This window comes from Micromonospora sp. NPDC051296 (assembly GCF_040682255.1).
GTDB classification, from domain to species: domain Bacteria; phylum Actinomycetota; class Actinomycetes; order Mycobacteriales; family Micromonosporaceae; genus Micromonospora; species Micromonospora craterilacus.
The window spans coordinates 12155-27730 of the sequence record NZ_JBFBAO010000047.1; the positions used below are offsets into that span (position 1 = coordinate 12155).

9 protein-coding genes and 1 pseudogene are annotated in these 15576 nt (G+C 73.7%); 5 read left to right on the forward strand and 5 right to left on the reverse strand.

The window, feature by feature from the left end; translation table 11 throughout:
• Positions 1–10: 10 nt before the first annotated feature.
• The 3 genes and pseudogenes from AB0M52_RS08090 to AB0M52_RS08100 all read left to right on the forward strand — a co-directional run.
• A complete protein-coding gene (locus AB0M52_RS08090; protein WP_363950482.1) occupies positions 11–790 on the forward strand; it encodes a hypothetical protein in 780 nt (259 codons plus the stop codon).
• 924 nt (positions 791–1714) lie between these two features.
• Positions 1715–2128 (forward strand): DUF4190 domain-containing protein, encoded by a 414-nt coding sequence (locus AB0M52_RS08095; protein ID WP_363950485.1) that lies wholly within the window; start codon positions 1715–1717, stop codon positions 2126–2128.
• Between the two features lie 1021 nt (positions 2129–3149).
• A pseudogene (locus AB0M52_RS08100) lies at positions 3150–3386 on the forward strand (hypothetical protein); the annotation flags it as partial.
• Between the two features lie 14 nt (positions 3387–3400).
• Here the strand turns inward: AB0M52_RS08100 and AB0M52_RS08105 are convergent.
• From AB0M52_RS08105 to AB0M52_RS08120, 4 genes are all read right to left on the reverse strand, one after another.
• Positions 3401–7114 (reverse strand): hypothetical protein, encoded by a 3714-nt coding sequence (locus AB0M52_RS08105; protein ID WP_363950487.1) that lies wholly within the window; start codon positions 7112–7114, stop codon positions 3401–3403.
• A 284-nt stretch (positions 7115–7398) separates the two neighbouring features.
• On the reverse strand, positions 7399–8196 hold the full coding sequence (locus AB0M52_RS08110) for a DNA-formamidopyrimidine glycosylase family protein (RefSeq protein WP_363950490.1): 798 nt from the start codon (positions 8194–8196) through the stop codon (positions 7399–7401).
• A gap of 21 nt (positions 8197–8217) precedes the next feature.
• On the reverse strand, positions 8218–8460 hold the full coding sequence (locus AB0M52_RS08115) for a CPCC family cysteine-rich protein (RefSeq protein ID WP_111219991.1): 243 nt from the start codon (positions 8458–8460) through the stop codon (positions 8218–8220).
• A gap of 51 nt (positions 8461–8511) precedes the next feature.
• Positions 8512–9333, reverse strand: a complete 822-nt coding sequence (locus AB0M52_RS08120; RefSeq protein WP_363950508.1) for an SAM-dependent chlorinase/fluorinase — start codon at positions 9331–9333, stop codon at positions 8512–8514.
• Between the two features lie 186 nt (positions 9334–9519).
• Between AB0M52_RS08120 and AB0M52_RS08125 the strand changes: the two genes are divergently transcribed.
• Positions 9520–10143: a hypothetical protein gene (locus AB0M52_RS08125; protein WP_363950492.1), complete on the forward strand. Its 624-nt coding sequence runs from the start codon at positions 9520–9522 to the stop codon at positions 10141–10143.
• Here AB0M52_RS08125 and AB0M52_RS08130 read toward each other — a convergent pair whose 3' ends face one another.
• Complete coding sequence (locus tag AB0M52_RS08130) at positions 10144–14748, reverse strand: ATP-dependent helicase (protein WP_363950495.1); 4605 nt, start codon at positions 14746–14748, stop codon at positions 10144–10146. It lies immediately after the preceding gene.
• A 179-nt stretch (positions 14749–14927) separates the two neighbouring features.
• Between AB0M52_RS08130 and AB0M52_RS08135 the strand changes: the two genes are divergently transcribed.
• On the forward strand, positions 14928–15341 hold the full coding sequence (locus tag AB0M52_RS08135; RefSeq protein ID WP_363950498.1) for a hypothetical protein: 414 nt from the start codon (positions 14928–14930) through the stop codon (positions 15339–15341).
• Positions 15342–15576: the final 235 nt, after the last annotated feature.

Here is a 15576-nt window from a genome sequence, read left to right on the forward strand (position 1 = left end):
GGAGGCGACGGTGGCAGACGAGCGCACCCGGTACTTCCGGCGGCTGGGCAAGCTGCGACGCTCCGCCCGGCGCTGGAGCGTACTGGCCGGTGGGCTCGGTGGTGCCACCGTCATCCTGACCCCGTACGCCGGCATCGGCCTGGCCGACGCGTTCTGGGCCGCCGCTGCGGGAGCCTCCACCGCGCTGGCCGCCTGGCGCTGGGTGGATCTGCGCGCCCTGGCGGCGCAGCCCGCCCCGCCCGCGCTCGACCCGGCCCAGGCCGCCGCCCGCAACCGGGCCCGCCTGGTCGCCGCCGTGGAACGGCTGCCGGTGGGAGCTGGCGTGGTGGCCGAGGTACGACGGGTGCGCTCCCGTGGTGCGCTGCGCGGCACCAGCGCCGCCGAGCCGTGGGACCGGCTGGACCGGGCCGCGTCGACCATGGCCGGGATGGCCGGCCGGCTGACCGGCCTCGCCGAACCGGCCGTCGCCGAGGCGTCCGGCGCCGAGCAGTCCCTACGCGACCTGGCCAACCGGGTGGCCAGCGTGGAACGAGCGGTACGGCTCGCCCCGGCCGACGCCCGGGCGCCGCTGGCCGAGGCGCACCAGGCGTTGACCGGGCAGCTGGAGACCGGCGTGGCGGCGTACGAACGGCTGGTGGTGGCCGCGGCTGGCTATCTGGCCGAGGAGTACCGCCCTGAGTCCGAACACCCGGCGGCTGCCCGGCTCACCGAGGCGACCGACCTGCTGCACGGGTTCGCCTCCGCCCTCTCCGAACTGCGCGCCGTCGGCCGCCCCACTGCCACTCCCTGACTGCACCAGGCCCGGCGACTGGGCGTCGGCGGTTCTGTCCTTGGGAGAATGCGCCTTTCGTGTGGTGGAGGAGGCGAGGCGCGATGTCGAGGCAGGTGCCCGAGTGGCCCACCGCCGAGCACGTAGCGGCGGAGGAGTTGGCCCGTCGGCAGGGCATACGGCCTGCCGCCTCGGTTGACGACCTCGCTCGGCCGGATTGTTTGAGTCTGACGACGAGTTGGACGCCTTCCTCGCAGACCTGCACGCCACCCGACCGGCGGGCGCTGCCTGAGCCCGGTCGTCCTTGGTACCGACGTGGCGTAGGCAACCTTCAGAGGCCGTATCGCGGGCGTTTCCGTCCAACGGCTCCTGATCGCGGCCTCCTGCTTGGGCAACCGGCTGCTGCCAACCTTCCGTTCAGGACTAACGGGGGGCAGGGAATCCAACCTGCGACACACGGCTTAGGAAGGCGACTGAGGCAAGCCACCCACTGTAGGCCGCCACCTGCGCGTCCGGGATCTCTGTCTGCGCGGCGTTCCAAGATCATTGCAGGCATTCTGCACGGCGCTGCGGACGCCCGAGGACGGCCGGAGGCCGCCCGCAGGGCGGTCCGCAAGCGCGCAACCTCTGCCTTGCAAAGATCGAGACTGCTGTCTGCCGGCGTCGGTGACTGCCGCTGACCTGCTCGCCGTAGCGCCCACTGTCGACCCGGGACCATGTCCGTCGGCGGGCTTGGCTGTACCGGTGGCTGTACAGCCACCTTCTAATCCGTAGCTCTGGACGGTGCGATCTCCAACGGCCGCCTTCGACGTCGGATAGCTCCTGGGCACCGCCTGGCAGGTCGATGCCTCTGCGCTGCCGGCTCCACGAAGCACCCGGCTCAGGCCGCAGTCTCAGCCCGCCTTCCCTTACCCGCCCGCATGATCCATCCTGGTGTCTCCACTCATGATCCTCGGACGGGCGAGCCTCGTGGCGCCGCAGCCGAAGCATCAGAGCGGCGAAGAGAAGATGGGACGTGCCATGACCGAGCAGCTCTCCGAGAATCAGCCAAAGTACAACCCGCTGGCGATCATCGCCTTCTGCATGGGCGTGGTTCCGCTGCTGTACGTCAGCGCGGGCCTAGCTGAGCTGACAGACCTGCTGATCGGAGGTCTACTCCCTGTGCTGCTGCTCGGCGGATGCGCGGTTGCCGTAGGCGTCGTGGGACTGAAGCAGATCAAGACGACCAGGCAACGTGGTCGCGGTCTGGCGATTGCCGGGTGCGTGGCTGGCGCAGCCGTATTTGCCGTCCTGGCTTTTATCTTCGTGTATCTGATGGTGGAGGGCATGTGCGGTCTGCCCGACGGCTGCGAAGGGTGACCCAGGTCGATCTAGAGCTTGACCTGACACGCGGTGCCAACGCTCCATGCCGCTGGCGGTTTTTGAACCCCATACACCCACGCCTTTTGTAGACCCACATCGATCGGACAGAAACACGCTGTGTGCTGTTTCCCTGCAAAGGCGGCGATGACAGATGACGTCAAGATCAGCCCTAGGAAAACAAACCAAGTGCTTGTTCCGGCGATTTCTCTCACGCTTTCCTCCTCCGGCCTGATCAATCAGGGTGTGCTTCCCGCATGGCGGGAGATGGGCGGGAGATCTTGGACAGTTCCCGTTACGCGATAACGGGAACTGTCCAAGATCTCGCGTGGACGGCGCGCCCGGTTTAGCCGATCAAGGTTGCCCGACGATGATCTAGCGAACGGGAATGAACCTCGGCAATGTCCTCGGCGATTCCTGTGCCCCTTCCGCCATCCGATTCACTTGCGCTGAGTGGAGCGTCAGACACGCGCCCAGGCGTCGTCAGCGCGTGCGGCCCGCTCAGGGCTGCCTTGAACGTGTATCGAAACCGTGGTCTAGATTCCTGCGCTGCCATGCTCGGCATACGTGGAAGCGCCGCCGCTGCGCGCCCCGATTGCCGTGCGGATCCTGCGGGTGAGCCGGGGCGGTCCATGCTGCTCCAATGCTTCAGCAGTCATGTAACGCCATTCGGTGAGTTCCCCGTCCGCGAAGGTCTTCGCGCAGATCGCCGGCCTCCAGATCAACCCCCAACCCGCCGACCCACCGGGGACGGTACGGCGGACGACGAGGAGGCGTGGTGTTTGACCTACGGGTACGGCTCGGCGCGGTACTGCGTATGGAGGCGGCCGACCGCTACCGCCCCGCCGACGGGCCGGTGACGCTACGGGTCACCGGGGTCCGGCTGGTGCTCAACCGTCCTGAGCGGGAGCAGTGGGTCTGGGTCGAGGGCACCCAAGGTCACCCCGCGCTGCCAGCGCGGCGAACGTACGCAGGTCCTCGTATCCACCCGGCTGTTCGCCCCGCCGACTCGGTGGACACGATGATCGCCCCTCGCTGGATATTGCACCTCCCGACCACCATCACCAACCGGCACGACGCGATCGCCCTCGCCATGGCGTTGCGTGACTCTCTTGGTCACGTCACCGTCATCGACTTCGGCGAGACGACCCTCAGTGAAGAGGATCGCCAGGCTGTGCGTACGCGAGTCTGGTGTGACGCCGTGGTCGGCGGCGCTGGCCGGTGCCGGCGCCGAGACGACCACGACGGGCCTTGCGGGGCCGCCGGAGACGATCATTCCGGGGTGGTGACCGGGATCGGGCCGGTGAACGCGGAGGCGCCGACCACGTTGAACGAGCGGATCCGGTAGTGGTAGGTGACGCCCCGGGTCAGCCCGGTGTTGGTGAAGCCCCGACCGGTGACCGTGAAGGTGGCCAGTTCCCGGGTGAACGCCGGGTCCAGGGCTCGTTCCACGGTGAACCCGGCACCCTGGCCGGCGGGGGTGCTGGCCGCCCAGCCCAGGACCACCGTCGCGGTGTCCGGTCCCGGCGCGCTGGTGGCCACGCTCACCGACGTCGGGGTGCCCGGCGCTGGTGGGGTGGTCACCGTGGCGACGGTGGACCAGGGCGAGGCCGCACCCAGGTAGGTGGTGCGTACCCGGTAGTAGTACGTGGTGTCCGGGGCGAGCGCCGCGTCCAGGTGGTGGTCGCCGACGCCGATCGCGGTGGTGCCGGGTCCGCTGGTGAAGGTCGGGTTGGTCGCCCGCTGGACGTCTATTCCGGTGGCGAAGGAGCGGTTCGTCCAGCGCAGCGCGACCCGCAGTGGGGCGGCGGGTGGGATCGTCGCGGTCAAGCCGGCCGGGGCGGCGAGCTGTACCGCTGCGGGGACGGCGTTCGACCAGGCTGAGCAGCTGACCTCGTTCTCCGCCCGGATCCGGTAGTGGTAGGTCACCCCGGGGGTGACGGTGGCGTCGGTGTACCGGGTGGCCGTAGCGGCCACGGTGATCTCGGTCAGCCCGTTGGTGAACGTCGCGTCGGTGGCGCGTTGCAGCAGGTGGCTGGTGGCCGCCGGGCGGCTGCCGTTGCCGGTCCAGGTCAGGGCGATCGCCGGCAGGGCGGTCGCTTTGCCGGGGGCGGGGGTGGCGGTCAGTCCGGTGGGTGAGCGGGGGGAGACGCGTACCACCAGTGGTCGGCTCATGCCCTGGTCGCGGTGCCCGCCCGCGCCGCTCGACCAGCGGTATTCCCAGCCCAGGTTGACCAACTGGTTGACCACCGAGGCGGGCCGGCCGTCGAGCGGGCTGATCGAGGTGGTTCCGGTCCGTACGCCGGCCGGCCGGGTCGGGTCGAGCAGCCGTACGCTGTCGCCGATCTTGAATGGCAGGGGCGGTGCCTCCGGCCGCAGTGCGAGCACCACGTCCTCGCCCGGGTCGACCCGGACGATCTGCTTCCAGCCCAGCTCGCCCGGATGCGGCGGCCGGATCGTGCCGTCGCGGCCGACCCGGCTGACCACCTGCACCTCCAGGCCGTCGAACCGCACCGGGTGGCTCTGCCGGCCCGTCCCGCGTACCCGCCACAGCTGGCTGCCGTCGCCGGGCGTGCCGACCGCGACGGCCGGATCGCTGACGTGCAGCACTTCGGTCGCCGGGTCGGTCGGGCCGAGCGGCAGGGTCGCCTCGGCCAGTGGCCCGGCCTGCGGGTGCCCGACGCCGAGGCGGCCGGTGAGCCGGCCGTGGCCGGGTTCGAAGACCGGACGCACGGCCTTGACCTCCAGCGGCAGGGTCACCGGCGCGGCGCCACCGGGCGGGGTGAACTCGACCCCGGTGGCGTGCACCGGTACCCGGGTCGGGCCGGCGGTGACGGTGCCGAAGCTGGGGTCGTACGCCGGTTGCGGCACGACCGGGGGGCGTTGGCTGGCCGCGTAAGCGCCGGGCAGCCGGTCGCGCAGCCGGTCGAGGTCGTACGGCGGGGCGGAGCTGCCGGCCACCCGCAGCTGCATCAGGGTGCGGGTGTTCGGGCCGTACCCGGGCCGGGTCGGCGGCGCGCCACCCTCGGCGGTCCGGTCCGGCCCGCCGGTGTGGTGGTCGTACCGGGGGTCGAAGGCGGGCAGCGGGGCGGGGCTGTCGTTGTAGAGGATCAGGGTGCTGCCCGGCGCGACCGTTTCGAAGTCCACCAGAACGTCGGCCCGCTCGCCGGGGGCCAGCAGCAGCGCGTGGCCCTCGACGTTGAGCACGGTCGGGTCGCGCCGGTCGAACCGGAACCCGACCGGCTGGCTGGGGATCACCACGGGGGCCGGCAGCAGGCCGCACTCGTTGCCGATCCGGATCAGGTCGGGCCCGGCGGCGTCCGGGCTCGGCACGCCGCCGGGCCGGCCGTCGGTCGGCCAGCCCGCCGGCCGGTCGGGCGCGCGGACGGCCTCGACCATCGGCACCTCGCCGGCGTCGGCGTCGGCCAGCCTGCCCTCGGGCGTCCACATCGGCGCGTCGGAGCCGGCCCGGTACAGCTGGAGGTTGAGCCAGCGATCGGTGCAGGCGTTCAGGATCCGCCACCGGTAGAGCCGGGGTTCGACCTCCAGGTACGGGTACGCGGCGCCGTTGACCAGCACGGTGTCGCCGTACGCGGCGGGCACCGCGCTCGGCTGCGGCACGCCGGGGACCTCCGGCGGCTCGTCCGGGTCGGTGACCGGGTCGTGGTGCGGGTTGGGCACCGCCGTGGCGGGTGTGTCCGGGCCGGCGGCCGTCGCGGTACGCGACCACGGCCCGTAGTCCCACCGGCCGGTCGGGTTGAGCCCGTCCGGCCGGTACGGGTTCTGCCGGGGCTGGTAGACGTGCGGGTGCCAGAGCGTGCCGCGGGCGCCCCAGCGGTCCCGGTCCCAGGTCGGATCCTGGGCGGCGAGCTGCGCGTCGTCCGGCACGAACGTCTTGTCCTCGAAGACCAGCGGCAGTTCCTCGGCGGGCAGCACCCCGTCGGCGACCAGCCGCTCTTGTGCCTCGTCGGTGAGCAGGTAGAGCGCGACCTGCCCGGAGTAGGCGGTCAGCCGGGACAGCCCGACGGTGTTGTCGTGGAACCAGAGCAGCCGACCGCTCTGCTCGTTCGGGAAGAAGAGGGTGGTGGCGCCCTGCCCGGGATGGGCCATGTCGGGGACGTGGGTCAGCCCGGTGCCGGTCGGGTAGGGGGTGATCTCACCCGCCGGGGTGATCCAGTGCCAGGGGTTGCCGGCGCTGATCCAGCCGGTCAGCGCGCCGCAGAGGTGCAGCACCGCCCGGTTCTGCGGGTAGGGCGCCGGCCCGGCGAGCGGACCCGCGCCGGCACCGGGCACGGTCGGGTCGACCGGTAGGAAGAGGTTGCCGGCCCGGCCGGCGGGCAGCTGGTTGATGAACTTGATCCGCACCGGCCGGCCCCGGCGGGCCACCACGACCGGGCCGAGGTGCCAGGGACGTGGCGGCGGGGCCACGGTGTTGTGCCCGTCGACGTCGGTGCCCAGGTTGAGCTGCCGATAGCCGCGCAGCCGGGTCGCCGGCAGGTCGCGGTGCAGGCGTTGGGCGTACTCCTGGAGGCCGATCTCGTAGTAGTCGCAGCCGGGGTAGGTGATGGTGTCGGGCACCGCGACCGGCAGGTGGGCGCCGAGCGGGGTACGCCCCAGCGTGCCCAGCCCGGGCAGCGGGTCGACGAACTTGCGTATCCCGGTGCCGGCCACCACCTCTCCGGCGTCGTCGAGGACCGGCAGCGGGCTGTACGCGTGGTTCGGCACCGGGCCGAAGCAGCGGGGGAGCGCCGCCGGATCCAGGCTGGCCGGTGCTGGTCGTGGCGGCGGTGGTGCCGGTGCCGGTGGTGCCTCGGTGGGGGCGGTGCGGGCCGCTTCGGTCGGGACCACGGGGTCCGGGTGGGTGGCGGCGCCGGCGTCCGGACCCGGGCCGGTCCGGGCGGCGGGCACGGCCACGGGCGGGCCCTGCTGGCCGTTGCGGGCGGCCCGGTCCAGCCAGGTCGACCGGAGTCTGCGGAACACGGCCATGGCTCTCCCGAAAATCGGGGCGCGGCGGCCACCACCGCGACGTGGCGACCCGGCTACGCGGTACTGACGTTCCGTGAGCGCTCAACCGCAGCATGGGACGCGGGTGGCCAGTTAGGAAGTACCCAATCGTCCCAATCTGCGAGTCTCCCGGCGTGTCGCCCGCGCCACTCCGGTCCGCTCGCCTGACCGGCCGTTCACCTGGGCGAACCTGCCCGGACCGTCGCGTGGAAGTTCCACGGAAGGTGCGGTGACCGGCGGTCGCGCCGGCCGGTCCGTACCCACCGTCACGTAGTGGTGCCGGGCTGGCAGGTGGGGCACCAGTAGGTGACCCGTTCGCCCTGCTCCTCCTTGCGGATGGCGGTGCCGCAGCGGCGGCACGGTTGGGCCCGCCGCCCGTACACGTGGCTGGTCTGGCCTCGGCGCAGCGACCCGGTGGTGCTCTGGGTCCACCGGCCCCGGTTGGCGGCCAGCAGCTCCTGGGCCAGGGTGACCAGGCAGCCCAGGTCGGGAACGTCCCGGACCGGCGTCCGGGGGTCGATCCCGCGCAGGAACAGCACCTCGCACTTGTAGAGGTTGCCGACGCCGGCCAGGTTGCGCTGGTCCAGCAGGGCCGGGCCGATGGCCGCGTCGGGGTGGGCGGACAGCCGGCGGATGGCCTCGGCCGGATCCCAGTCCTCGCCGAGCAGGTCGGGGCCGAGGTGGCCGACGAGGCGGGCCTCCTCGTCGGTGGGCACCAGGGCCACCTCGTGCAGGTGGTAGCCGACGGCGGTCGCGGTCGGGGCACGCAGCACCACCCGGATCAGGTGCGCCGGCCGGGCCGTCCAGCGTTCCCCCGGGGCGTACGCCCGCCAGGTGCCGTCCATCCGCAGGTGCGAGTGCAGCGTCCAGCGCGACCCGTCGGCGGGCCCGTCGAGCCGGAGCAGCAGGTGCTTGCCCCGGCTGGCGCATTCGCGTACCACCCAGCCGGTGAGGTCGGTGGTGGCGAGCTGGGGCACCCGGAAGTCGCTACCGGTCAGCCGGGCGCCGGCCAGCGCGCGTTCCAGCACGCGGGCGGTGTTCCAGACGGTGTCGCCTTCGGGCACCCCGCCATTCTGCCTCGCCCGTCAGGGCAGTTCCTCGGGTCGAGGGGCGCGGACCGAGTCCTGGTAGCGGGGGTGGCAGGCGTTGTACACGGCGAAGTTGAGCCGGGCCATGGACAGGCTCAACTCGCCGTTGGGCCCGCCGCGTACGACGTCGGCGTCGGCGTCGGTCTGGCCGTCGTCGGTCCAGAAGCAGACGGGACAGGTGCCGCCGCCGGTTCGGGACGCGCAGCAGGGACAGGCGGCGGGTACCCAGCGATTTTCCACTCTCACAGCTTTCCACAATGGACGTTTCGGGCGTGTGTGGCGCGAGGCGCGTCAGGAGCGCGCGGATCCGTGAACCCGCAGCAGCGTACCGGGGGTGGCGGCGAGCAGGTCGGCGGCCCGGCCACCGTTCACAGAGAGGGCAACCCGGCCGGCCGAGTCGGCGTGCGCCACCAGCGCGCCGACCGGGGCGTCGCCGAACGTACGCCCGTGCACGGCCTCCCGCTGCCCCGCCTCGCCGTCGCCGGCCGGACCCACCCGGACCCGGGCCGGCAGCGGGGCCAGCAGGTCGGCCGGGGCGGCCAGTTGGACGTTGCCGAAGTGGTCCACCGTCAGCACCTCGGCGGTGAACCCGTCGGGCTCCGGCTCGACCACCGGGTCGGGCAGCCGGACCAGCGTCGACGGGTCGACCGCCGGGCCGGCCTCGGCCAGCGGCGCGCCCAGCGCCAGCCGGGCCGCGACCGGCGCGAACACGTCCCGACCGTGGAAGGTGGCCGACACCCGGGACGCCAGCCACCTCGGGTTGGTCAACTCGACCGCGGCGGTCACCCCGCCGAGTGTGGCGGCGGCGTCGAGCAGCAGACCGTTGTCCGGCCCCACCAGGAAGCCCCCGGGCGTGGCCAGGGCGACGCCCCGCCGGGCCGTACCCACACCCGGATCGACCACCGCCACGTGCACCCCGGCCGGCAGGTGCGGCACGGTCTGCGCGAGCACCGCCGCGCCCCGGCGGACATCCCCGGGCGGCACCAGGTGGGTCACGTCGATCACCCGGACCGCCGGCGCGAGCCGCGCGACCACACCGTGGCAGGCCGCCACGAATCCGTCGGCCAGTCCGTAGTCGGTGGTCAGCGAGATGACCGCGGCTGGCCCCTGCATCTCGTCGCCCGTACTGCTCGTCACGGCAACGCATGCTACGGCGACCGGGCCCGATCCGCTGCCGGCGGTGCTGCTCGGCCGACGGCCGGGCGGAGCGGCGAGCACCCCGGGCTGGCGGATACCCGACACGTTCCGTGGCGGGTGGGGCACTTTCCGTGGGCGCTGCCGGCTGGGCAGACTGCCGGAGTGACCCACCGGATCCTGCCCGCCGCCATGCTGCCCGCCGTCGTCCTGCTCGCGGCCACGCTCACTGGCTGCGGCGCTGACCCGGCCCGGCCACCCGCCGCCGGCCCGGCTGCGACCACTGGCGCACCCGTGGCGGGCTTGGACCCGCCGACCGCCCAGGAAATCCCCGCCGTACCGCTGGCCACCGCGACCACGCCCACCACCGCGCCCACCACCGCGCCGACCGCCGGGTCGGGGCCGAGCGGGCCGGACGCCGACGGCACCGGCCCGCAACGACGACCGGCCGACCCGCCCCCGGTGGTGCTGCCGCCCCGGCAGGCCGATGCGCCCAGCGCGCGGCAGGTCGTGGCGGCCTTCCGGGCCGCCGGACTCAAGGCGACCAACCCGCGGGACCGGTCAATCGAGTGCGGGCCCGACGGGCTGGGGCTGGGCTGCTCCGAACTGGTCGTCACCGACGGCGTGGCCGTGTACGTGTTCCCGGACGAGAGCAGCGCCGGTGACATCGCCGAGGTGTGGAACGAGGGCGCGTACCGCAGCGGCACGGTGGTGCTCAACTACCTGGAGACCCAGACCCCACCCGCCGACCGTCCCCGCTACGAGAAGGTCCTCGCCGCCCTGCCCTGATCAGGCGCGGAGGCGCAGGCCACGGGGGGTGGTGCGGAAGCCGGCGGCGGTGAGGGCGTCGCGCAGCGGGGACGAGCGGACGGCCTCCCCGTCGGCGCGTTCCACCGAGATCGGGCCCAACGCGCCGGAGTGGACCGCGTCGGCCAGCGCCTTGCCGGCCGCGGCCAGCGTGTCGGCGTCGTCGGTGAAGGAGAGGATCGTGCGCCCGCCGCGCTCCACGTAGAGCACCAGGTCACCGGCGACCATCACGACCAGGGCACCGGCCTTGCGGCCGGCCCGGTGACCGGTGGCCGACGGCGTCGCCGGGTCACCTGAGTCGACCACCCGCTCCGGCCAGGGCAGCGCCGCACCGTACGGGTTGGCCGGGTCGGTGGCCGCCAGCACCACCGCCGGGCCGCCCCGGGCCCGCCCGCCGTCCAGCATCCCCGCCGCGCCGCCCGTGCCGCGCCCACCGTCGAGCGGCTCGGCCAGCGCCCGGATCCGGTCCACCGCGCCGGGCACCGCGAACTGCGCCGCACCCAGCCCGTCGACGAAATACCCACGCCGGGCGACACCGCGCTCCTCCAGTGCGGCCAGCACCGGATAGACCGCGGCGAAGCCGCCGGGCACCTGCTCGGCCACGACCGCGCCCCGGGTGAGCACCCCGTGCCGCTCCAGCAGCACGTCGGCCAGGGCCGCGGCGCGCCGGGTCGGGTCGGTGTCCCGTTCCGGCAGCAGGGACCAGCGGCCCGCCGCCGTCGGTGGGCCACCGCGGCTCGGCAGGGCCACCCGCCCGGGGCGCCGGTAGCGGCCACGCGTGGCGGCCGGCCGGGACCGGTGCGCGCCGCCGCCGCCGAGCACCGTCCGCAGCGGGGCCAGGGTGTCGTTGGTGAGGTACCCGGCCCAGACCAGCTCCCAGATGACGGTGGTCAGTTCGGTGTCGTCGGTGGCCCCGACCCGGTCGGCGAGGGAACGGAAGAACAACGCCTGCCCGTCGCCGAGGGCGTCGAGCACCGCGTCGTGTCGGGGCGTGCGGGCGAGCGTGTCGTCCGGCGGTGGGAGCAGCAGCGGGGCGGTGTCGGCGTACGCCAGGCTGACCCAGCCGTCCCCGCCGGAGATCGCGCCCGCGCCGGCCCACAGCACCTCGCCGCTGGCGCACAACTCGTCGAGCTGGGCGGGGGAGTAGTCCGCGACGCGGGCGGGCAGCACCAACCGTTCCAGTGCCGACGCCGGCACGGACACGCCCTGCAACTGCTCCACCGCCGCGGCGACCGCCTCCACCCCACGGGCCGACGAGCCGACCTGCTGCCAGCGCGGCAGGAAGGTGGCCAGCGCCCGGGGCGGCACCGGCTCGATCTCCCGGCGCAGCGCCGCGAGGGAGCGGCGGCGCAGCAGGCGCAGCACCTCCGCGTCGCACCACTGGGTGCCGACCGTGTCCGGGGTGAACTCGCCGGAGACCACCCGCCCGGTGGCGGCCAGCCGGCGCAGCGCCTGCTCCACCACGAAGACGCCCAACCCGAAGCGCGCCGCGCAACTGGCCGCAGCGAACGGGGCGTGGGTGCGCGCGTACCGGGCGACCAGGTCGCCGAGCGGGTCGGCGACCGGTTCGAGGTACGCCTCGGCGACGCCCACCGGCAGGGCCACGCCGAGCGCGTCCCGCAGCCGGCCGGCATCCTCGACGCCCACCCAGCGGTCCTGCCCGGCGATGCGTACCGGCAGCACCCGCCGGGCGGCCGCCAGATCGGTCAGCCAGTCGACGGGCACCCCGCGCTCGGCCAGCTCGTCGGTGCTCAGGTCGCCGAGTTGGCGCAGCAGCTCGACCGCGTCCTCCGCGTCCCGGGGCCGACGCTGCGGGGTCAGCCAGCGCAGCTGCCGCTCGGTCTCGGTGAGCACCGCCGGGTCGAGCAGCTCGCGTAGGTCGACCCGGCCGAGCAGCTCGCCGAGCAGGGCCGAATCCAGCGCCAGCGCCGCGGCCCGGCGCTCCGCGAGCGGGGCGTCCCCTTCATAGAGGAAGGCACCGACGTAACCGAAGAGCAGGGAGCGGGCGAACGGCGACGGTCGGGCCGTCTCCACCTCGACCAGCCGCACCCGGCGGCCGGCCAGGTCGCGCATCATCTGGGTCAGGGCGGGCAGGTCGAAGACATCCTGGAGGCACTCCCGGGCCGCCTCCAGGGTGACCGGGAAGTCGGCGTACTCGCGGGCGACGTCGAGCAGTTGGGCGGCGCGCTGCCGCTGCTGCCACAGCGGCTGGCGGCGGCGGGGATCGCGCCGAGGCAGCAGCAGCGATCGCGCGGCGCACTCCCGGAAGCGGGACGCGAACAGCGCCGAGGTGCCGACCGACTCTTCGACCAGTTGGTTGATCTCGTCGGGGTCGAAGGCCACCACATCGGCGCCGGGCGGGCTGTCGGCGGTGTCCGGCAGGCGCACCACGACTCCGTCGTCGGCGGGCATCACCTGCGCGTCCACGCCGTAGCGCTCGGCGAGCCGGCGGCCGATCGCCAGCGCCCAGGGGGCGTTCACCCGGGCACCGAGGACGCTGTGCACGGCGAGGCGCCAGTCGCCCAGCTCGTCGCGGAACCGTTCGACCACCACCGTCCGGTCGTCCGGCAGCGCGCGGGTGACGGCCTGCTGTTCGCGCAGGTACGCCATCAGGTTGCCGGCGGCCCAGTCGTCCAACCCGGCGCTGCGCAGCCCGGCCAGCGCCTCCTCGTCGCCCTGCCGGAGCAGGGTGCGGACCCGGGCCCCGATCGCCTTGCCCAGCTCCACCGGGCGGCCCGGCTGGTCGCCCTTCCAGAACGGCATCTTGGCCGCCTGCCCGGGGGCGGGGGAGACCAGCACCCGGTCCGGAGTGATCTCCTCGATCCGCCAGGAGGAGGAGCCGAGCAGGAAGACGTCACCGACCCGGGATTCGTACACCATCTCCTCGTCCAGCTCGCCGACCCGGGCGGCGCGTTCCGCACCGGCCAGGAAGACGCCGAACAGGCCCCGGTCGGGGATGGTGCCGCCGCTGGTCACCGCGAGTCGCTGCGCGCCGGGCCGGCCGGTCAGCAGGTCGGTGGCGCGGTCCCAGACCAGCCGTGGGCGTAGCTCGGCGAACGCGGTCGACGGGTAGCGGCCGGAGAGCATGTCCAGCACGGCGTGCAGGGCCGAATCCGGCAGCTCGGCGAAGGGTGCCGCCCGGCGGACCACCGTAGCCAGATCGCCGACCTGCCACTGGTCCAGCGCGACCATCGCGACGACCTGCTGGGCCAGCACGTCCAGCGGGTTGCGGGGGTGATGCAGCTCCTCGATCGCGGCGTCGGTCATCCGCTCGGCGACCACGGCACAGGAGAGCAGGTCGCCCCGGTGCTTGGGCAGCACCACCCCGCGGGAGACCGCGCCGACCTGGTGCCCGGCCCGGCCGACGCGTTGCAGGCCGGCGGCCACGCTCGGCGGTGCCTCGATCTGCACCACCAGGTCGACCGCGCCCATGTCGATGCCGAGTTCGAGGCTCGAGGTGGCGACCACGGCCGGCAGCTGACCGGCCTTGAGCGACTCCTCGATGTGCCGGCGCTCCTCCCGGGAGACGCTGCCGTGATGCGCGCGGGCGATCACCGGCGGGGCGCCGGCCACCGCCCCGGCCTGGGCCATCATCTCCGCCGGGGTCCGGCTGGCGGCGCGGACGGGTACGGCCGCCGTCTCCTCTGCGGCCAGCTCGTTCAGCCGGGCGCAGAGCCGCTCGGCGCTGCGCCGGGAGTTGGTGAAGACGATGGTCGAGCGGTGCGCCCGGATCAGCCCGAAGACGCGTTCCTCCACCGCCGGCCAGATCGACGCCGTCCGGGGGCCGGCGAGGTCGTCCTCCGGTGCCTCCTGCTCGTCGAGGCGGGTCATGTCCTCCACCGGGACCTGGACGCTGACCTCGATCGTCTTGGCGGTGACCGGCGCGACCACGTCGACCGGGCGGGCGCCGCCGAGGAACCGGGCGCACTCGTCCACCGGCCGGATGGTGGCGGAGAGCCCGATCCGCTGTGCCGGGGCGGGCAGCAGCTCGTCGAGGCGTTCCAGGGAGAGCGCGAGGTGGGCGCCGCGTTTGGTGCCGGCCACCGCGTGCACCTCGTCGACGATCACCGTCTCGACGCCGCGTAGCGCGTCGCGGGCGGCCGAGGTGAGCAGCAGGAACAGCGATTCGGGGGTGGTGATGAGAATGTCCGGCGGGGTGCGGGCGAAGGCCCGCCGCTCGTCGGCGGGGGTGTCGCCGGTACGCATGCCGACGGTGATGTCCGGTGGGGTGAGGGCGAGTCGGGTGGCGGCCTGCCGGATGCCGGCGAGCGGGGCGCGCAGGTTGCGCTCGACGTCGACCGCGAGCGCCTTGAGCGGACTGACGTAGAGCACCCGGCAGCGGTGCCGGGGATCGGCCGGGGCGGGCTCGCGGGCCAGCCGGTCGAGCGACCAGAGGAAGGCGGCGAGGGTCTTGCCCGAACCGGTCGGCGCCACCACGAGGGCGTTCCGCCCGGCGGCGACCGCCGCCCAGGCACCGGCCTGCGCCGCAGTCGGCGCGGCGAAGGCCGCGCCGAACCACTCCCGGGTCGCCGGGCCGAACCGGGAGAGCACCGCCTCGCCGGCCGACCCTCCGATGGAATCCGCCACGACCCCATCCTGCCCCCGGCCTCCGACATCCGCCGCCGCCCACCCGGTGGGTTATGTCTGCTTAAGTTGTTACAGGCGACTTGACCGTTGATTCCGTTAAGCCTTACTTAACTGCTTGCTTGCGGCAGGCAACATAAAGTAACTTCACTCGCGATGTGGCGAACGGTGGAGGGGATCGGATGGCCGTCGAGGACCGGAGGTCGAGGCCCGGCACCGATGTCCTGATCCGCAAGGTCGACAGCCATGTCGCCGCCCTCCGCACCGGGCTGCACGGCCCCGAGCTCGAGTTGGCCGAGCGGCTCGCCGGCTGCCTGCGCGAATTGGTGATCTCCACCGCCCAGGCCAGCGCGGCCGACCGGGCGCAGGTGCGCGCCGCCGTGCACTACTTCGTCCTGCGTCGCGAAAGCCAGGGCCGGCTGCTGTCGGTGCGGTCCCTGGCTGCCGCCCAGCGGCTGGTCAACCGGGCGGCACGCCAGCTCGGCCGGCCGGACCTGACGGTCGAGGGCCGACCCGGCCGCGACGCCGTGGCGCCCGCAGGACGGTCCGGCCGCGACGCCGTGACGCCCGCAACCGACATCGCCGCCCGCCCCTGACGCGCCCGGACGACGCTTCAGTCCGTCCCGCCGCAGACTGCCCCTTGGGTCACCCTGCACCCGAACCGCAACCCTGTGTGATCACACCCTGTGTAACTGCAGCCCGGTCGCTGCTGGGCCGACACCGTCCCCCCGCTCGTCCTAATGAGTTGTGGGAGTTGGCCGGTGGGTGAGGCAGACTCCTGGTGGGTAGCCGCTGGCGGATGAGCACTTGTTCGGCCTGGGCCTGGTGTGG